The organism is Streptomyces sp. SYSU D01066-1 (assembly GCF_054956795.1).
Window position 1 is genome coordinate 71,909 of the sequence record NZ_JBUDHV010000027.1, and the last position, 18,852, is coordinate 90,760.

At 75.4% G+C, this 18,852-nt stretch carries 15 protein-coding genes, 1 tRNA gene and 1 pseudogene; 5 read left to right on the plus strand and 12 right to left on the minus strand.

Annotation, left to right across the window (positions count from 1 at the left end):
* Positions 1-89 precede the first annotated feature (89 nt).
* Positions 90-1,028 (plus strand): 23S rRNA (guanosine(2251)-2'-O)-methyltransferase RlmB, encoded by a 939-nt coding sequence (gene rlmB, locus ACY1JF_RS22780; RefSeq protein ID WP_462707056.1) that lies wholly within the window; start codon positions 90-92, stop codon positions 1,026-1,028.
* Between the two features lie 89 nt (positions 1,029-1,117).
* A complete protein-coding gene (locus ACY1JF_RS22785; RefSeq protein WP_462707057.1) occupies positions 1,118-2,872 on the plus strand; it encodes a DoxX family protein in 1,755 nt (584 codons plus the stop codon).
* A 99-nt stretch (positions 2,873-2,971) separates the two neighbouring features.
* Here ACY1JF_RS22785 and ACY1JF_RS22790 read toward each other — a convergent pair whose 3' ends face one another.
* The 4 genes from ACY1JF_RS22790 to ACY1JF_RS22805 all read right to left on the minus strand — a co-directional run bounded on the left by ACY1JF_RS22790 (position 2,972) and on the right by ACY1JF_RS22805 (position 7,048).
* Entirely contained in the window at positions 2,972-3,703 is a 732-nt protein-coding gene (locus ACY1JF_RS22790) for a nucleotidyltransferase family protein (RefSeq protein ID WP_462707058.1), read from the minus strand.
* 339 nt (positions 3,704-4,042) lie between these two features.
* On the minus strand, positions 4,043-4,498 hold the full coding sequence (locus ACY1JF_RS22795) for a hypothetical protein (protein ID WP_462707072.1): 456 nt from the start codon (positions 4,496-4,498) through the stop codon (positions 4,043-4,045).
* A gap of 221 nt (positions 4,499-4,719) precedes the next feature.
* Complete coding sequence (locus tag ACY1JF_RS22800) at positions 4,720-5,853, minus strand: ABC transporter ATP-binding protein (protein WP_462707059.1); 1,134 nt, start codon at positions 5,851-5,853, stop codon at positions 4,720-4,722.
* A gap of 211 nt (positions 5,854-6,064) precedes the next feature.
* On the minus strand, positions 6,065-7,048 hold the full coding sequence (locus ACY1JF_RS22805; protein WP_462707060.1) for a helix-turn-helix transcriptional regulator: 984 nt from the start codon (positions 7,046-7,048) through the stop codon (positions 6,065-6,067).
* Positions 7,049-7,192: 144 nt separating this feature from the next.
* Between ACY1JF_RS22805 and ACY1JF_RS22810 the strand changes: the two genes are divergently transcribed.
* A complete protein-coding gene (locus ACY1JF_RS22810) occupies positions 7,193-7,606 on the plus strand; it encodes a DUF3224 domain-containing protein (protein ID WP_462707061.1) in 414 nt (137 codons plus the stop codon).
* A 78-nt stretch (positions 7,607-7,684) separates the two neighbouring features.
* Positions 7,685-7,760, plus strand: a tRNA-Thr gene (locus ACY1JF_RS22815).
* Between the two features lie 153 nt (positions 7,761-7,913).
* Here ACY1JF_RS22815 and ACY1JF_RS22820 read toward each other — a convergent pair.
* From ACY1JF_RS22820 to ACY1JF_RS22855, 8 genes are all read right to left on the minus strand, one after another.
* Positions 7,914-9,326 (minus strand): zinc ribbon domain-containing protein, encoded by a 1,413-nt coding sequence (locus ACY1JF_RS22820; protein ID WP_462707062.1) that lies wholly within the window; start codon positions 9,324-9,326, stop codon positions 7,914-7,916.
* The gene (locus ACY1JF_RS22825; RefSeq protein WP_462707063.1) at positions 9,323-9,880 is read right to left on the minus strand and encodes a phage tail protein; all 558 of its coding nucleotides are present in this window, start codon (positions 9,878-9,880) and stop codon (positions 9,323-9,325) included. The genes ACY1JF_RS22820 and ACY1JF_RS22825 overlap by 4 nt, the downstream gene beginning before the upstream one ends.
* Positions 9,877-11,835: a putative baseplate assembly protein gene (locus tag ACY1JF_RS22830; protein WP_462707064.1), complete on the minus strand. Its 1,959-nt coding sequence runs from the start codon at positions 11,833-11,835 to the stop codon at positions 9,877-9,879. The genes ACY1JF_RS22825 and ACY1JF_RS22830 overlap by 4 nt, the downstream gene beginning before the upstream one ends.
* Positions 11,835-12,287, minus strand: a complete 453-nt coding sequence (locus ACY1JF_RS22835) for a GPW/gp25 family protein (RefSeq protein ID WP_462707065.1) — start codon at positions 12,285-12,287, stop codon at positions 11,835-11,837. Before ACY1JF_RS22835 ends, ACY1JF_RS22830 begins: the two co-directional genes overlap by 1 nt.
* Positions 12,288-12,318: 31 nt before the next feature.
* Positions 12,319-14,241: a VgrG-related protein gene (locus tag ACY1JF_RS22840; RefSeq protein WP_462707066.1), complete on the minus strand. Its 1,923-nt coding sequence runs from the start codon at positions 14,239-14,241 to the stop codon at positions 12,319-12,321.
* A complete protein-coding gene (locus tag ACY1JF_RS22845; RefSeq protein ID WP_462707067.1) occupies positions 14,241-14,960 on the minus strand; it encodes a CIS tube protein in 720 nt (239 codons plus the stop codon). The genes ACY1JF_RS22840 and ACY1JF_RS22845 overlap by 1 nt, the downstream gene beginning before the upstream one ends.
* A gap of 168 nt (positions 14,961-15,128) precedes the next feature.
* Complete coding sequence (locus ACY1JF_RS22850) at positions 15,129-15,551, minus strand: phage tail protein (RefSeq protein WP_462707068.1); 423 nt, start codon at positions 15,549-15,551, stop codon at positions 15,129-15,131.
* Between the two features lie 62 nt (positions 15,552-15,613).
* Complete coding sequence (locus ACY1JF_RS22855; RefSeq protein ID WP_462707069.1) at positions 15,614-17,422, minus strand: hypothetical protein; 1,809 nt, start codon at positions 17,420-17,422, stop codon at positions 15,614-15,616.
* Here ACY1JF_RS22855 and ACY1JF_RS22860 point away from each other — a divergent pair.
* A pseudogene (locus tag ACY1JF_RS22860) lies at positions 17,409-18,852 on the plus strand (hypothetical protein); the annotation flags it as partial. The gene ACY1JF_RS22855 and the pseudogene ACY1JF_RS22860 overlap by 14 nt on opposite strands.

Below are 18,852 nucleotides of genomic sequence, written 5' to 3' on the forward strand. Positions count from 1 at the left end.
CGACGGAAGATCGAGTGTGCCGCCCGGCCTCCCGGGCGGCACACTGCACAAGACGCACCGACAGACATCAGAGAGCGAGACACGTACTCATGGCCGCTAACAACCGCCGCATGTCCGGCAAGAAGGGCGCGCAGGTCGGCAGCGGCGGCAAGCGGCGCCGGGGACTGGAAGGCAAGGGCCCCACGCCCCCCGCCGAGATGCGCAAGGGACACGTCAAGCAGCGCGCCGCCGCCGCGAAGAGCCGCCGCGCCCAGGGGCGCCCGCAGGCGCGGCGGGGCGGCAGGTCGGCCTCCGAGATGGTCGTCGGCCGCAACCCCGTCGTCGAGGCGCTGCGCGAGGGCGTGCCCGCCTCCACCCTCTACGTCCAGCAGTTCATCGACAGCGACGAGCGGGTGCGGGAGGCGCTCCAGCTCGCCGCCGACCGCGGCGGCATCAACCTCATGGAGGCGCCGCGGCCCGAGCTGGACCGGATGACCAACGGCCTGAACCACCAGGGGCTCGTGCTCCAGGTGCCGCCCTACGAGTACGCCCACCCCGAGGAGCTGCTCGACGCCGCCGCCGACGACGGCGAGGACGCGCTGATCGTCGCCCTCGACGGGGTGACCGACCCGCGCAACCTCGGCGCCGTCGTCCGGTCCGTCTCCGCGTTCGGCGGGCACGGCGTGGTCGTGCCCGAGCGGCGCGCGGCCGGGATGACCGCGGGCGCCTGGAAGACGTCCGCCGGCACGGCCGCCCGTACGCCCGTCGCCCGCGCCACCAACCTGACCCGCGCGCTGGAGCAGTACAAGAAGGCCGGTGTCGTGGTCGTCGGACTGGCCGCCGACGGGGAAGTGGAGATCGGTGAGCTGGAGGCCCTGGCGGGGCCCGTCGTCATCGTCGTCGGCAGCGAGGGCAAGGGGCTGTCCCGGCTGGTCGGCGAGACCTGCGACTTCCGGGTGCGGATCCCGATGCCGGGCGGCGCCGAGTCGCTCAACGCCGGTGTGGCGGCGGGCGTCGTGCTCTACGAGGCGGCCCGCAGGCGTTCCTGACGGGTCCCCGGCAATGCGGATGATCTTGACGGGGTCCGGACAGATCCGGCGGGTCAAGGCAGTGTCCTAACGTCACGTCACTCGGTTAGATGAGTGTGGACACCAGAACACCCCGCACACCCACGGGGGACCGCTCGTCGGGAATCGACGACGCTCCCGCGCTGAGCATGGTGAAGGTGCCGAGCGATCCGGCCGAGGTCATCGTCAACCACGCGAGTTTCCGCGTGCGGTTGGGCACCTCGGCGGAGCGGACCCGGTCCGCGCGGATCACCCGGCACCTGAGCGCCACCCAGGACACCGCCCGCGTCCCCGTCGTCGGCACGGCACAGCGGGCGGGCGCCCCGGACGCGCCCGCCCGCCGCCGTCCCGTCGTCTGGAGCGGCCGGTCCGACCCGGACGACACCGGTGCCCACCGGCTGCTCCAGGCCGTACGGACCGGCGCCGCCCCGGCCGACACCGGCGCCACCCAGGTCATCCCGCACATCGGCGGCGGCCCGCCCGGCGGCGCCTACGACGACGAGTACGACGCCTACGACGACCGCGCGGACGCCCGCGCCACCCAGACGCTCCCGACCCCGGTCGTCGGCGCCCAGCGCACCGGGGGCCAAACCGGCGGCACCCGGCTGCTGCCCGCCATGCGCACCGTCGGCAGCGTCTACGACGAACCCGGCTTCGGACCACCGCCCTCCCCGGACGAGGAGTACGGCGCCTACGAGGACGACGCCGACGACGGCCTCGACCCGGCCGGACCGCGCTCCGGGCGGCACGCCGACGACCCCGCGCGGCACGCCTACTACCCCGGCCGCCGGATGAACCTGGGCGTCGTACTGCTCCCGCTGCGCGTCTTCCTCGGCTTCATCTCCGTCTACGCCGGCATGGGCAAGCTCTGCGACCCGGTCTACTTCGACGGCGGCGAGCGCGGCTCCATGGTGAAGTGGCTGAACACGCTGCACCCGTGGGAAGTCGTCGAGCCGCTGCGCCAGTTCGCCCTCGCCCACCCGGTCGGCTCCGGGCTGTTCATCGCCTTCCTCCAGGTCATCGTCGGCGTCCTGACCGTGCTCGGCTGCTGGCAGCGGGTGGCCGCCGCGGTCGGCGCGTTCCTGTCGGCGGCCCTGCTGCTCACGGTGAGCTGGAAGAGCGTTCCCGTCTACGACGCCCCCGACATCATCTACCTCGCCGCCTGGTCGCCGCTGGTCATCGCCGGGGCGCCGGTGTACTCGGTGGACGGCCGGCTCGCGGGCGGTGCCTGGCGGCGGCTCGGCCCCCGCGCCGACATCTGGGACCTGCGCCGGTACGTGCTGCGCCGCGGCGCCCTGATCACCTTCCTGGTCACCGGCGTGACCCTGCTGGTCGGCTCGCTCCTCGGCGGTGCCGTGCGCGACGCGGACCGGGTGGTCGTCCCCGGGCCGGGCGAGAGCCCGCGCAACGAACTGCCGGGCTCGCCGCTCCCCGAGGAGCCGGAGAAGCGGCGGGACAGGAGCCCCGAGGCGTCCACCTCGCCGACCCGGGACGCCACCTCCGGGACGACGGCCGGCCCCAGCGGCGCGGCGACCACGCCGGGCACGGCCCGCGGCACCACGGACGGCACCGCCACCGGGGGCGTGCCGAGCCAGACCCAGGGGACCACGGGCGGGCAGGCCCCGCCGCCGCGGTCCGACCCGGCCGGCCGGGCCCCGAGCACCAGCGCCGGGCCGACGGGCGGCGGCGCCACCACGAGCGGCGGCTCCGCCGCGACCAGCGGTACGGGCGCCGGTCCCGGCACGGACACCGGTGGCGGCGGCGACGGCGGCGGGACGACCTCCGACCCCGGGCGGCCCGGTCTCGTCGGGGGCCTGCTGGGATGACCGCACGGGACGGACGTACCCCGAGGGGCCCCGTACCTCCACGGACCGTGGAGGTACGGGGCCCCTCGGGGTCGCTCCCCAGGCCCTGCGGGCGGGCGGTCAGCGGTTCAGCGCGGCCAGCTCCTTCGCCGCCTCCGTGAGGTCCTTCGCGGTGTCGATCGCCCGCCAGTAGGACCCCTGGGGGATCGGGAAGCCGGACAGCCGGCGCTCACGGGCCAGCCGGGGGAAGGTCGTCCGCTCGTGGTCACCGCGCTCCGGGAGCATCGCGGCGAACGCCGGGGAGAACACGTAGACGCCCGCGTTGATCTCGAAGGTCGACGGGGGTGCCTCGATGAAGTCGGTGATGCGGCCGAAGCCGTCCGTCTGCACGGCGCCCCACGGCAGCCGCGGGCGGGCCAGGGCGAGGGTGGCGACGGCGTCCCGCTCGGTGTGGAAGTCGGCCATGTCGCGCAGCGAGAACCGGGTCCAGATGTCGCCGTTGGTGGCGTACCAGGGGCGGTCCGGGTGGGGGAGGCGGGCGGCGGCGTACCTCAGGCCGCCGCCGCGGCCGAGCGGCTCGGGCTCCACGACGGTCGTCACGGAGACCGGCAGGTCGGTGTCGGCCAGCCACTTCTGGAGCACCTCGGCGAGGTGGCCGCAGGAGACCACCACGTCCGTCACGCCCTCCTCGGCGAGCCAGGTGAGCTGGTGACCTATGATCGGCGTCCCCGTGCCGGGGATCTCGACCATCGGCTTGGGCCGGTCGTCGGTGTACGGACGCAGCCGGGAGCCCTGGCCGCCGGCGAGGACGACGGCTTGGGTGGGGCGGCGGGACGCGGTCGGGTCGGTCATGGGCGGCACTTTACGGGGGTGCTGCCCGGGGACGTACGCCGTGGTCCGGCAAGGGGCGCGGGGGTGCGGGGCCGGCGGGGGCGGGAGCCGGTGGGGGCGGGGGCGCGTGACCGGTCGCGTCCGGGCGGCGGAGCCGCACGGGGGGCACGGACCCGAACCTCTGGACGTCGCCGGGCCGTTGGGCCGTCGGCCGTTGGTTGCCGGGCGTCGGGCTGCCGGGCCGTCGGGCGGTCGGCCCGGAGGCGGGCGGTGGGCCCGGAGGAGGGCGGTGGGCCCGGAGGCGGGCCCGCCGGTCTGGGGGCGGGCGGTGGGGCGGTGGTCGCCCGCCCCACCGGCGGCTCAGCCGTGGGCGGACAGGACGCCCGAGGCGAAGGCGGTGTCGCAGACCGGGCGGGAGTAGGACTGGGCGCGGGTCGGGCCGTAGACGCGGACCGCGGCCCGGCCGAGGGCGCGGGCGATGGAGGCGCAGTGCCGGGCGAGCGCGGGACGCTCGTCGACGGCCTCCTGGAGGTGGGTGAGGGCGACGCCCGGGTCCTCCTCCTGCAACTCGGCCAGCAGCCGGTCGCGCAGCACCTCCTGCGGGGCGCGGGCGGCGGCGGGCGAGGACGCCTGGGGGGCGGCGACGTCCGACGCGGTGAGCACCGAGTTCGAGGGCGTCCCCGACCAGTTGACCCGGGTGACCGCGAGGGTCCCGGAGAGCACCAGGACGACGGGCAGGACGAAGGCGAGGGAGCGGCCGATCCGGCGGGCGGGTCCCCGGCCGCGTCGCGTCTTAAGAGCGGTGGAGTGCTTCACGGAGTGCTTCACGCGAGTGAGGGTAGCGCCCGGTAATGATTTGGCGACATTTGGTCACCGGTACGAGGGACGAGAAAAGGGGTCTGTGGGGGTGGCGAGTTGACGAACGGGGGTCGAAACGTCTGGTGTGCCGGGGTATTTGTCGACAACGGGAAGGGTCCCGCGGCAAGGCCGCGGGACCCTTTTCGTCAACGCGGGTGAACGTCGCCCGCGAAACCTCGTCAGTCGGAGAGGCGCTGGCCCGTGGAGGTCGAGAAGACGTGGGTCTCGCCCGGCCGCGGCACGACGTGCAGGGTGGCGCCCTTCTCCGGCACCGAGCGGCTGTTGACGCGGACCACGAGGTCCTTGGCCTCGCCGCCCACCTGGACCGTGCCGTAGACGTAGCCGTCGGCGCCGGTCTCCTCGACGACGTTGACGGTGACCGCGAGGCCGGCCGGGGCGTTCGCGGCCGGCTTCGCCAGGCCGGCGGCGCCGCCGCCCAGTTCGGCGACGTCGAAGTGCTCGGGGCGGACGCCGACGGTGACCGTGCGGTCGCCCTTGTCGGCGGCGGCCCTGAGCGCGTCCCGGTTGACCGGCACCACGCTGTTGCCGAACCGCACGCCGCCGTCGGTGATCGGGACCTCGATCAGGTTCATGGCCGGGGAGCCGATGAAGCCGGCGACGAAGAGGTTGGCGGGCTTGTCGTACATGTTGCGCGGGGTGTCGACCTGCTGGAGCAGACCGTCCTTCAGCACGGCGACCCGGTCGCCCATCGTCATGGCCTCGACCTGGTCGTGGGTGACGTAGACGGTGGTGATGCCCAGGCGGCGCTGGAGCGAGGCGATCTGGGTGCGCGTCGACACCCGGAGCTTGGCGTCCAGGTTGGACAGCGGCTCGTCCATGAGGAAGACCTGCGGCTCACGGACGATCGCGCGGCCCATGGCGACGCGCTGGCGCTGACCGCCGGAGAGCGCCTTCGGCTTGCGGTCCAGGTACTCGGTGAGGTCGAGGATCTTCGCGGCCTCCTCGACCTTCTGCCGGATCTCCGCCTTGTTGACGCCGGCGATCTTGAGCGCGAAGCCCATGTTGTCGGCGACCGTCATGTGCGGGTAGAGCGCGTAGTTCTGGAACACCATGGCGATGTCCCGGTCCTTGGGCGGCAGGTGGGTGACGTCGCGGTCGCCGATGCGGATGGCGCCGCCGTTGACGTCCTCCAGGCCCGCGAGCATGCGCAGGGAGGTGGACTTGCCGCAGCCGGACGGGCCGACGAGGACGAGGAACTCGCCGTCCGCGATCTCGATGTCGAGGCCGTCGACGGCGGGCTTGGTGGCACCCGGGTAGATCCGGGTCGCCTTGTCGAACGTGACAGTGGCCATGGTGGGAGGCCCCCTTCTACCGGCAGGAACGTGCCGGACGATCCGTTGTAGGAAGGTGGTGCCACGACGGGGGTCCGGGAGCGGAGCCGTCGCGGTGTCCGTGGATGTTCAGTTGTGGAGGTTCGTGCCCGGTGTAGGCCACACGGGTGAACTGGATCAGGACGGTACCCCGCGTTCACCTGGTCTGTCAGTACCTGAGGGGCCGTGAACTTCAGGAGGGTTCCGCGTGGGTGGGCGCGTAGCGCCGGGCCAGCGCGGCCACGGTCCGCGCGACGGCCCGGCGCAGGGGCTCGGGGCCCAGCACCTCCGCCTCCGTGCCCAGCCGCAGCAGGTCGCCGACCGCGACCGCCTCCGTCTCGACGGGCAGCTCAACCTCCGCCCAGCCGTCCGGGCCGGCCGGACCGGCGCTCTCCAGGGCCCGCGCCCCCGCCGCCCCGAACAGCACCGGCAGCAGCTTCCGGCCCCGGGGGGAGATCCGCAGCCGGGCCGTGCCCTGGTGCAGCCGGGCCTCCAGCCGCCGGGAGGACTCCGCCCAGTGGGCGGCGAGGGAGAAACCGGCGGGGCGGTCGAAGGTCTCGTCCAGCACCTCGACGCCGAGGAAGCGGGAGACGCGGTACGTGCGGACCGTCCCCTCCCGCTCCGCCGCCAGGTACCAGATCCCGCCCTTGAGGACCAGGCCCAGCGGGCGCAGCTCCCGCTCCGCCTCCCCGGCCCAGCGCCGGTAGCGGGCGCGCACCACCCGCTGGTCCCACACCGCCCCCGCGACCGCCTCCAGGTACGGCACCGGGTCGGCGTCCCGGAACCACGCCGGGGCGTCCAGGTGGAAGCGCTCCTGGACCCGCGCCGCCCGGCCGGCGGCCGTGGCCGGCAGCGCCGCCCGCAGCTTGAGCTGAGCCGACGTCAGCACCGCGCCCAGGCCCAGGTCACGGGCCGGGCCCGGCGCCCCCGCGAGGAACAGGGAGGTGGCCTCGGCGCCGGTGAGGCCGGTCAGCCGGGTGCGGTAGCCGTCCATCAGGCGGTAACCGCCGGCGGGCCCCCGGTCGGCGGTCACCGGCACGCCGGCCGCGCCGAGTGCCTCCACGTCCCGGTACACCGTCCGCACCGACACCTCCAGTTCGGCGGCGAGTTCGGGCGCGGTCATCCGGCCGCGGCTCTGCAGCAGCAGGAGCAGGGACAGGAGCCGGTCGGCGCGCATGACGGCCATTGTGGCCGGTGCGGGGCCGTACCTGACAGGAGGTGTCAGGTACGGCGTCCACAGTGGTCCCGCACCGCGTCGCACCGTGTCGCACCGTGTCGCACGGTGTCGCACCGCGCCGCACCGATCGAGAGGACACCGCCCATGCCCGGCACCCGCACCACCACCGGCCACTTCACCGCCGCCGACTGGAAGGAGCACCCGCTCACCCCGGCCGACGAGAGCCCCCGCGTCGCCCGCGCGTTTGTGACCAACAGCTTCACCGGCGGCATCGAGGCGTCCGGCACGGTCTGCGAGTACGTCATCGTCTACGTCCCCGGCACCACCGGCACCTTCACCGGCATGGAGCTGCTGACCGGCCGGCTCGACGGCCGCGAGGGCACCTTCGCGGTCGAGGAACGCGGTCGCTTCGACGCCGACGGGACCGTGCGCTGTGCCTTCGAGGTGGTCGCCGGGTCGGGGACGGGGGAGCTGGCCGGGCTGCGCGGGACGGGGGAGTTCACGGCGCGGCACGGGGAGGCGTCGGTGGCGTACGCGTTCACGTACGAGCTGGGGTGACGGGGAACGTCCTGGCTCAGGGAAACGGGGGCTGTGTACAGTGGAGGCGCTTTCGCGCGCGGTGTCGCAGTGCGCGCTGCCTCCTTAGCTCAGTCCGGTCCAGAGCGGCTGTCTTGTAAACAGCAGGTCGTCGGTTCGAATCCGACAGGGGGCTCCGGGGAACCCCAGGTCACGTGGCTCGTGGCCTGGGGTTCTGTGCGTGGGCCGTCCCTCGGGTCGCAGGCGGGGCGCGGAGCCCGTCGCGGCCGGTACGGGAAACGGCCCCCGCCCGTGACAGGCGAAGGCCGTTTCCGGAGCGGGGCGTCGGTCAGGAGCCGTCGCCCGTGGAGCGGCTGAAGAACTCGACCTCGGCGATCGCCACCTGCTTCTTGTCGGAGGCGCCGTACGCGGACTCGACGGTGAAGCGGACCGCGGTGACCTCGCCGACCCGGAAGGCGCGGCGCTGGCCGCCGGCCGCCTGGTCCAGGGTGAGGTCGCGGGTCTTCTTGGTGCCGTCCTTCATGGTGATCGTCGCCTTGACGCGGTGCGGCAGCGCCTGCTCCTGGAGCTTCTCGGCGCGGCTGGAGACGCCCGAGGTGACGATCACGTCCAGCAGGCGGACCGGCTCGCTGAAGCGGGCCTCGATCCACTGGCCCTCGCCGGACTGGCTCACGCCCGGGCCCCACCAGGTGTTGCTGAGCTTGTCGAAGACCAGCTCCGGCTTGTGGCCGGGGTAGGAGCGGGACGCCTTCACCGAGTCCGGGGCGACCGGGGCGCGCTTGGCGAAGTGGTCGCGGGTGGCCTGGTAGCCGTCGGGGACGTAGATGATGGCGAGGACCACCGCGGTGACGGCGATCGCGGCCCAGATCCAGGTGCCGATCTGGTCGAAGGTGCGGCGCAGGCGGGGGCGGTCGCCGGCCCAGGGGGTCTCCTGGGTGCCCCGGAACATACGGCGCCACCAGGGGAGCGGGCGGGCGTCCTGGCGTTCGTCACCGGCCAGCGGCATGGCGCAGCGGACGCAGAAGTGGCGGTCGACGCGGTTGGGCGTGGCGCACCAGGGGCAGGGCGGGCCGCTCTCGCCGTCCTGCGGTCCCACGGGCCGTACCTGGGGCCGGTCGGCCATCGGGACGCCGGGCAGGACGGGGGCGACGGCCGGGTCCGAGGGGACGGTGCGGGCCTCGGGGTCGGCGACGGGGACGAGGAGGGAGCGGGCGCGGTGGGCCATGGTGTCGCCCATGTCCGGGGCCGCGGGGGCGGCGGGGGCGGCGGGGTGGGGAGGGGCGGGGGCGGCGGCCGGGGCCGCACCGGCGGACGGCAGGGCGGTGGTGGCCGCGGTGTCGGCGGTGTCGGCGGTGGCGGGGGCGGCCGTGGTGCCGGGGGCGGCCGTGGCGTCGGCGGTGGCGGGGGCGGCCGGTGTGCTGGGGGCCGTCGGGGCTTGTGGTGTGCCGGCGGCTCCGGTGGTGGCGGGCGCGGTCCGGGGGGCCGCGTGGCCGTTCGGCTCGGACGGCGTGGACGTCTCCCGGGGGGCGTGCGCTTCCCGAAAGCCGTCCCCGGCCGGGGGCGCGGTCGTCGCGGTGGCCGTCGGCGCGGAGCCCTCGGTGCGGGCGGCCGTGGACCCGGCGCTCGGCGTGGAGCGGGAGCGGGAGGACGACTCCCAGCTGAGGACGGAGCCGCAGGCGTCGCAGAACGACTGGCCCGGTTCCACACGGGTGCCGCACTCCGCGCAGTTCTGCGTGGTCATCTCTCCGAAGTCCTTTCGGCGGCGGTCACCTGGACCGTGTAGGGCATGTGAGCGGGGCGGGCCGCCGCCACGAGGGCGTCCAGGCGGTGGGTGTCCGCCGGGGCCGGATCGGGCAGGCGGACGGTGACGTGCAGGTGCGGGCGCCGGTCCCCGGGGACCGGGCCGAGCGGGCGGGCGCTCCATTCGGCGCCGCCGCTCTCGGTGATCTCGGGTTCGACGCCGAAGGCGAGGCGGACCGCCTCCGACAGACCGCGGCGGGTGCCCCGTACGCGGTGCAGCCGGGCGGCGGCGGCGACGGCGGCCCGCAGCCGGTCGTCGGGTTCGGTGCCGTCGGTCTCCGCGCCGATCCAGTCGCCGAGCCACCGGGTGAAGTCGGCGGGGGCCAGGGACGGCACGAAGTAGGCGTGCAGGCAGTCCAGGACGTTGAGGATCGGCGCCATGACGTCGTCCAGGCCGCCGACGAACCGCAGCGCGAGGTCGTCGTCGGCGAAGACGGCCGGGAGCATCATGCCGATGGGCGCGGAGGAGCCGAGGCCGTCGACGGAGCCCCTCACCGGTCGTCTCCGATCACGCGGACCCGGTGGTCGAAGGAGAAGACCAGGGACGGGGCGCTGAGGTCGATGCGGTCGGTGGCGTCGCCGCGCTTGCCGGTCAGCGGGTCGGCGGGGTGCAGGATGACCTCGTCGACCAGCTCGACGCCCGGCACGCGCTGGAGCACCGCGAAGATCTCGCCGGCCTGGACGGGACGGCCGAAGGGCCAGCCCTTGCCGTCGGCGCCGCCGGTGAGCGGGTCGAGGTGGCGGTAGAGGGCGTCGTGGGCCTGGCGGCGCACCTTGTCGGTGTCGGCGGCGCGGAAGGCGTGCAGCGTGGCGACGACGGTGACGCCCTGGTAGAACGGCGGGCCGACGGCCAGGCGGGTGCCGATCAGGCGGCGCTGGTCGAGGTAGCGGGTGATGCGGTCGAGCAGCGCGTCGCCGGGGACGAGCTGTTCGAAGCGGAGCCGGCCGCCGGGGTCGGGGACGGCCTGGGGGACGACCAGGACGCGGACGGCGTAGGCGCCGTGTTCGCTCTCCTCGCCCTCCAGGCAGGTGATGCGGGCGGTCTCCGGGGCGGCGCGGCGGGCCAGTTCCTCGTAGTCGCGCAGGGTGACGGCGCGTTCCTGGGCGCGCAGCGTGATGGGGGCGCGGACCTTCGCCTCCTCGACGGTCTCGCCGTCCACGCCGCCGCGCGCCGCCTCGCGGTTGACGACCTCGCTGACGAACGGGATGGAGGTGCGCAGGATCCGTACGGCGCCGCGGGCGACGTTGCCGGCCCGGCCGCCGCCGGTGCGGTAGCGGCGGGCGCGCAGCACGGCGCCCTTCGGGGGGACCATGCCGTACTGGCGCAGGCTACCGTCGGGTTCGCGGACGGAGGGGCCGAAGGCGATCTCGCCGGTGGTGGGGTCGAGGGTGATGTGCCGGTCGTCGGGGCGGGAGCCCGCGAAGTGCGGGACGACGTCCCAGTCGGCCCAGCCGTCGTGCTCGGCGCTCTGCAGCAGGACCGGCGGGGTGTCGCCGACGACGGGGGCGTGCTCCAGGCGCAGGCGCTGGCCGGGCAGGCCGGTGGACTCGCCGAGCGCCTCGTCGTAGACGGTCTCGGCGTGGATGGTGCTCGTGGTGCCGCCGATGGTGCAGGCCTCGGCGGAGCGGACCGTCGGGGAGGTGGTGTAGAAGGGCTGGTCGGGCAGCGGTTCGGTGACCCGGCAGCGCAGCCAGCCCGCCTCGTGGCCGCCGGTGCGGGAGAGCACGTGGGTGCCGGGGACGTGCAGGACGATCTCGCCGGGGCGGTTGAGGCCGCCGGTGCTGTCGCGGTCGACCTCGCAGGGCTGCCAGCCGTCCTCGGTCCAGGCCTCCCAGACCAGCGGCGGCTGGCGGGGGTCGACGCCGACGCCGTCGACGCGGCTGTCGAGTTCCAGCAGTACGGCGCAGTGCGGCACGGCGGCGGTGAGGCCGAGCAGCATGCAGTCGCCGGGGTTCGGGGACTCGGCGAAGCACAGGATGTCGGTGCCCTCGGCGAGGTCGTGGGTGCGGTCGGCGCGGGCCTGGCCGCGCTGCTGGACCACCAGGTGGCGCAGGGCGCTGGGGGCGATGCGCAGGTCCCGGTCGACGGCGAAGACGACCGCGTCCTCGGTCTCCGTGCGCAGGGTGGCGACCTCGGTGCCGACCGGGACGGAGACGGCCTCCTCCTGCGGCGCGGACAGCCAGAAGGTGACGTCGGTGCGGGCCGCGGTGGGCGGGAAGAGGGTGATGCCGACCAGGTCGAGGAAGGCCAGGTGGTTCTTCTCCGGGACCCGGTTGAGCCGGTAGACGATCTGGTCGGCCATGTGCGCGACCGTCTCGACGAGGGTGACGCCGGGGTCGGAGACGTTGTGGTCGGTCCACTCCGGGGCGCGCTGCTGGATGTAGCGCTTGGCGTCGTCGACGAACTGCTGGAAGCGGCGGTCGTCGAGGTTCGGGGAGGGCAGGGGCATCAGCGGTCGCTTTCGGGGAGGGTGCCGGGGCCGTCGGACGGTGCCGGGGTGCCCGGTTCCTCGTGGGAGGGGATGACGTAGAACGGGAAGACGAGGCTGCGCGGGTTGTTGGTGCCGCGGATCGAGTAGCGGACGTCGATGAGGAGGGTGCTTTCCTCGGCGCCCACCGACACCTCCACGTCGTGCACCTCGATGCGCGGTTCCCAGCGGTCCAGGCTGAGGTAGACCTCGTGCTGGATGCGGCCGGCGGTCTGCTCGTTGACCGGGGCGAAGACCAGGTCGTGGATGGCGCAGCCGAACTCGGGGCGCATGGGCCGTTCGCCCGGCGCGGTCGACAGCACCAGCCGGATGGCCTCCTCGATCTCCTTCTCCCCGCTGACCAGGGCGATGCCGCCGGTCGGCCCGATGCGCAACGGGAACGACCAGCCGGAGCCTACGAACTGTTCGGCCATCAGCGGGCCACCTGCCTTCCTGGACTGCGGGTCATGACGCACCCGGTATGGGGATCGTGGCCACCTTGAAGATCGGGGACAGGACCGTGAACTGCGCGCCCGTGACCCTGGTCTGGACGGGGGAGGTGAGGTTCAGGCCGGCGGTGCCGGTGATGTTCGTCATCGCCCCGCCGGTCAGGTTCGCGACCGCGCCCGCCGTCAGGTTCAGGGCGGCCCCCGCGTTGACGCCGATCTGCGTGGCGGCCCGCATGTTGATCAGGCTGCCGCTCTGCAGGGTGAGCGGGCCGCCGCTCTTGATGGTCAGGGAGCGTCCGGCGCTCAGGGTCATGCTGGTGCCGGCCTCCACCGACACCGACCGGCTGCCCGTGATCTTGACCGTGCCCTTGCTGTCGACGCTGATCTCGGTCTTGGCCCGGTCCAGGTTGATGACCAGCTTGTCGTCGCCGGACTTGATCCGCACGCCCTGCTTGCCGCCCATCTTCTGGCTGAGCAGGTCGACGCGGTTGCCGGTGCGGTCGGAGACGGTGTGCCGGACGGCCTGGTTGCGGGCGCCGCCGTAGAGCTGGACGTCGTTCTTGGTCTCCTGGTCACGGCCGTTGTAGAGGCCGCCGATGACGAAGGGGTGGTCGAGGGCGCCCCGGTCGAAGGCGACGAGCACCTCGTCGCCGACGTCCATCGGGAAGAAGCCGCCGCCGCCCTTGCCGCCGAGCTGCACCGAACGCGTCCAGTCGCTGACGTAGGTGTCGTCCAGCCAGGGGAACTTGAGCTTGACCCGGCCTCGTCTGAGCGGGTCGGTGACGTCGGTGACGACGGCGTTGGCGACGCTGGGCAGCTTGGGCGCGGTCGCGGAGCCGCCGGAGGCCAGGCCGTACAGGGAGCGCCACTGGCGTCCGCTGACGGTGAGCGCGGACTCGTAGTGTTCGCCGCTGCCGAAGCTGTGGCGGACGGAGGTGACGGTGTACTTGCCCTCGAAGGGCTTGCCGGTGTCGGCGAGCGCCACCGGGACGCCGGGCCGCAGCTTGGGGTTGCCGCGGACGGTGACCTCCAGTTCGGCGAAGGCGGAGGTGACGTCGTCGGCGAGCGCGTCGGCGGCGTGCTTGACCTCGGCCTGCTTGTCGTAGGGCGTGGCGGTCTCCACCAGCTTGGCCGGCTTGAAGAAGCGGGCCGCGCCGCCGGGGGTGGCGCCGATGTCGAAGCCCGCGTTGGTGGTGGCCGGGGCGGTGGCGACGATCTCCTTGGCCAGGTCGACGTCCCAGCCCCGCGCCTCCACCTTGGCGACCTGGTCGGCGGCGGTGACGGCGGTGCGCAGCCGCAGGATGTCGTGCCGGGCCTGGAGCACGAACGGGCTCTTGTCGCCGTCGGTCTGCGGGGAGGGGGCGCCGGAGGACGGCTTGGGCGAGACGAAGTTGAACTTGCCCTTGGCGTCCAGGGACATGACCATCTCGTTCTCGTCGGCGAGCCGCGCGATGAAGTCCCAGTCGGTGACGTTGCCCTGGCTGATGAACTCGTACGGCGTCTTCGTCGACTCGATGCGGCCGATCGGCACGCTGTTGAGGCCGACCAGCTTCCGCACGATCGAGGAGGCGGTCTGGTTGGTGTACGCGGCCACCCGGCGCTGGCGCAGCAGGCGGTGGCCGAGGTCGTAGCCGCGGATCACGGTGAAGGAGCCGGTGCCGTCGTAGTCGGCCTCCAGCGCGGTGACCTCGCCGGTCAGCAGCGGGTCGGCGACGCCCTTGCCGTTGGCGACGGGGGTCAGGACCACCTCGGTGCCGAAGGTGACGCCGAGCCGGGTCAGCAGGGTCCGGTTGGGGTCGCGGAAGGTGAGGCGGAACGCGGCGGGGACGCCGACGCCCTGGTCGACCCAGCCCCCGACCAGCAGCGGAGCGATCGTCTTGCGCAGCTCGACGCCGTTGATCCTGACCTTGATGATGTTGGAGTACGTCAACGGCGGCATCAGCGGTGCACCTCTCCGGAGGCGGGCAGGAGGAGGTCGGTGCCGGTGGGCAGCCGCGTGGGGTCGTCGATCCCGTTGGCCTCGGCGATGGCCCGCCAGGCGGTGGCGTCGCCGTACTCCTGCCAGGCCAGCGACTGGAGCGAGTCGCCGGCCACGACGCGGTGCACGCGCTGGGCGGTGAGCGCGCCCGAGGTCGGGTTCTGCCCCTCGGTGGCCTGCGGCAGCTCGTGCAGCTGGAGCTGGCAGGTGGCGCGGATCGGGATGCCGGAGGTGCCGAACAGCGTGTACGAGACGTCGACGGAGCTGACGTAGGAGGTGAACCGGGCCGTGGAGAAGGAACCCCACTGGAAGATCACCCAGGGCGGCGAGGGCCGGTCGGCGGCCAGGCTCTTGGCCGTCACCACACAGCACTTCAGCAGCGCGTCGACCTGCTTGAGGACCTTGTTGCTGCTGGGCTCGTCCGAGGTGTCCAGGAAGATCTCCACGGACATCTCGCGGGCCACCGGACTCATGAACTCGGGTATGGCGGCGTTGCGGGTGCTCGCCGCGTGCCCCTCCTTCCACTCGGCGCGGCGGGACAGGCTCAGCTGCGCCGGGTTGAACTGGAAGGAGAAGTTCTGGATGAGGGCGCCCGGCGACGTGCTGTCGCCGGTGGGCGGCTCGTGGATGGCGAGGGTGGCGTGGACGAGACTCTTGCCGGCGCCGCTGCTTCTGGCCATGGGGTGGGCCGCTCCTTTCGTAACGCTGGGTCCGGGGTCCGGGGTCCGGGGTCCGGGGTCCGGGGGTCCGGGGGTCCGGGGGTCCGGTCGTTCCGGTGATTCCGGTGATTCCGGTGATTCCGGTGATTCCGGTGGGTCCGGTGATTCCGGTGGGTCCGGTGGGTCCGCTCAGTCGGTGAAGCCGTGGTGGGCGATCTCCAGGACCTCCGTGGCGACGGCCGGGCTGCCCGCGTCGAAGGAGGGGCCCTGCCAGCTGACCGGCAGGACGTCGAGCAGCCCCCAGCGGGCGACCTCCGAACCGTCCGCGCGCCGGGCCACGATCGTGCCGGTGGGCCGCTTGATCCCGGTCTGCACGGAGGAGATCCACTTGGCGACCTTCGTGGTGTCCGGGGTGATCGGACGGGTCAGCCGGATGTTGGAGAAGGTCACCCGGGTCGGCAGCTGCCAGACGAACCCGTTGTTGCCGCCCTCCTGACGCTGCTCGATCTCGACCTGGGACGACAGGCCCTCGCACCCGTTCCAGTAGCCGAGGCTCTGGCCGTCGATCGAGAGGGTGAACCAGATGGTGGAACCCGGGTCCTGACGGGGCATCGGGGGTCGGCCTTTCTGTCGGAGGCGTCGTGGCGGTCTGGGATGGGAGGGGGGCGGGAACGTCAGCGGCGGTCGTCGCGGAGCCTGCCGATCCGTTCACGGTCCATCCGGAGCTCGGTGCGGACCAGACGGGTGACGCGGCCGATGATCCGGTGCACGAGCTCGTCGAGCTGGGGGTCGGTCAACTCCTTCGGGTTCCACGCGGGGGCCGGTACCCGGGCGGACGCGGACGGCCGTGCCTGCTGGGCGGCCGGGGCGGCGGACGCCGGGGTGTGCCCGGCGGGCGGCACCGCCGTGTAGGGCGGCGGCGGGTCCCCGGGGGTGCCGTTGCCGTGCCCCTGGTGTCCGCCGTGCGCTTGGTGCCCGCTGTCCCCCTGGTGCGGCTGGAACCGGCCCAGCGTGGCGGAGACGGTGGCCGCGGCGGCGGCGGCGAGCGCGCCGGCGGCCGACCGCACCGGGGCGCGCTGCACGGAGGGCGCCCCGGCCCCGGCGACCGCGGCGGGCCGCGGCAGCGGGGCGGGCGGTGCCGTGGGGGGCGGGGTGAGGGAGGTGACGGGGAGGGGGGTGGTGGAGAGGGGGGTGGCGGGGCCGGTGGGGCTCATGGGAGCGGAGGGGGCCTGGGCGGCGCGCAGGGGTACGGGAGGCACGGGGGTGGCGGCGGGGGTGGCGTTCAGCGGGAGGCGCTGGACGCTGGGGGCCGGGGCCGGAGTGGAGGCCAGGGCCGGGGGGAAGGCCGGGGCGGCCGTCGGGAGCGGGGCCGGGGCGGGCGGTGCCGTGGGGGACGGGGACGGCACGGCGACCGGGACCACCGGGGTGGCCAGGGTGGCCGGGGTGGCTTGGGGTGCGTCGGACCGGCGCTGCCGGGTGCCGAACGCGACGGGCAGCACGGCGCGCTGGACGACGGGGGCGGTGCCCACGGGCCGGGGCGTGGCGGCGACGGCCCGCTGGACGGGGGCCACGGCGGGGGAGGGCGCGGACGCGGGGGCCGGGGCGGGCCCGGACTCGACGGCGCGCTGCACACGGGGGGTGCCGGAAGCGGCGGCCGTGACCGGCAGGGCGGGCGGCTCGGAAGGCGCCGCGCGCCGCACCTGGGCGACGGTGGGCTCGGCGGCGGTGGGCTCCGTGGTGGTGGTGGGCTGGGGGGCGGGCTCGGGGGCGGCGGGCGCCGGTGCCGGTGCGGCCGAGGGTGAGGAGAGCGGCAGGCGCTGTACGGCGGACCCGGTGGGCGTGGTGGCGGGGGTGCCCGTGCCCGCCGTGGCGGCGCGCGGTGCCGGGGCCGCCGGCGGTGCGGGTGTGCCGGCCGGAGAGGCGGAGAGGGGGGCGCCGAGTCCCGGACGGCGGGCGGGCGCCGGGGCGGCGGCGGCCCGCTGGACCGGCAGGTGCCCGGCAGAGGCGCCGGTGGCGGGCTGCCGTGCCGGGGGCGTGGCGGAAGCGCGCGGGAGCGCCCGCTGCACCTCGGGCGCCGGTGCCGTCTTCGGGGCGGCGGGCCGGGACGCCGTGCCGGACGGGGGCGTCGTCGGGTCCGTGACGCGCTGCGCCTGGCCGGGGGCGGGCGGCGCGGGGCGCGCGGGCTCGACCGGGAGGGCGGCGTCCTGGGCACGGCGCTGGACGGACGGCCCCGGGGAAGGTGCCGTGGGGGAGGCGGACGCGGGGCGGGTGTGCTCGACCGGGAGGGCGGGCGGGGCGTCGGCGCGGGCGGCGTCCGGGGTACGGCGCTGAACGGCGGGCGCGGGGCGCGCGGGCGTCGCGGAGGCCGGCGTGCCGGGCGTGGCCGGTGCCGACGGGGGCGTGCCCGGACGGACCGGCTGGGCCGCGGTGGAGTCGGACCGCCGCTGGACGGGGGAGGCCCCGGGCGGGGTGGACCGCGGCACCGGCGGCGTGGTGGTGCCGGGGGCGCTCGGGCTGCGGGTCGGCTGCGCCGGGTCCCCGGCCGCGGCCCGGCGCTGGACCGCGGGCGGCGTCTTTCGGTCCGGAGCGCCGGAGCCCTTCGAGGCGATCGGCAGGCCGGGCGGCGGTACGGGCGCGGCGGGCGTCCGGCGCTGGACGGGGGACGGCGTGGCGGCGCTGGGCGCCCCGGTGGCAGAGGGGGAGCCGGTGGTGCCCATGGGGCCGGCGGTGCCGGCGCTGTTGGAGGCACCGGTGATGCCGGTGGGGCCAGTGGTGCTGGAGGTGCTGGAGGTGCCGGTGGTGTCCGAGGGGCGCGCGGGCGACGGCCGCGTGGGCTCGGCCGGGCGGCGCTGCACGGCGGGCGGTCCGGCCGCGCGGGTGGCCGTGGGGTGGTCCGGCCGCGCGGCGGCGCTCGGCGCGTCGGCGGCGGGCGCGGGAGCCGGTCGGGCCGGCCGCGTGGATTCGGCGGTCCGGCGCTGGACCGGGGACGGCGTGTCGCGGTCCGGAGCGCCGGAGTCCTTCGAGGCGATCGGCAGGCCGGGGGGGACGGGAGCGTCGCTCGCCCGGCGCTGCACGGCGGGCACCGGAGCGGTGCCGGCGGTACGGGCGTCGTTCGTGGACGGCGCCGGGGTGCCGGGCGTGCCGGAACCGCCCGGAGCCGGTGCGGGCGCCGCCCGGCCGGGCCGCACCGGGCCGTCGCTCCGCCGCTGGACGGCGGGTGCCGGGGCGGTGCCGGAGGGGCTCACGGAAGGGGACGTACGGCCCGGCGCGGCGGCCGGACCGGCGGGGCGGACCGGCGCCGTGGCCGATGAGGAGGCGGGGGAAGCGGGGGGCGTCACCGGGCTGCCGAGCGTGCCGCGCGGCGCCGGGCCGGCGGTGTCGCGGGCGGCGTCGCGGGTGACGGCCCGCTGGATCGGCAGCGCGGCACCGGAGGACGCGGCACCGGAGGACGCACCGGCGCGGTCGGGTACGGCACCCGGAGGGGACGCGGGTGTGGGCGCGGAGGACGCGGGTGCGGGCGTGGGGGACGCGGGTGCGGGGGAGGCGGATGTGCCGCCTCCCCCGCCGTCACCGTCCGCCGGCCGTGACACGGGGTCCGGGGCCCCGCCCGTCGGCGCGGGCTCCCGGCGCGTCGCGGGCAGTGACCTGCGCTGTACGGCCGGTGCCGCGACCGGCGCCTTGACCAGGGGAAGCCGCTGGACGGGCGGTACCGGCGGCGCGGCGGTCACGCGGACGCCGCGCTGCGGGACCGGCGCCGGCGCCGGCGGCAGCACCGGGGTCACCGGAACCGCGGGCCGGGAGGCGGCGGCCGGTACGGGCGCGGCAGAGGGCCCGGAGGAGGTGGCCGCCCGCTGGACGGCCGGTGCGCCGTCCGCCGACCGGGCGGGCGCGGGCGGTGCCGAGGGGGCCGCCT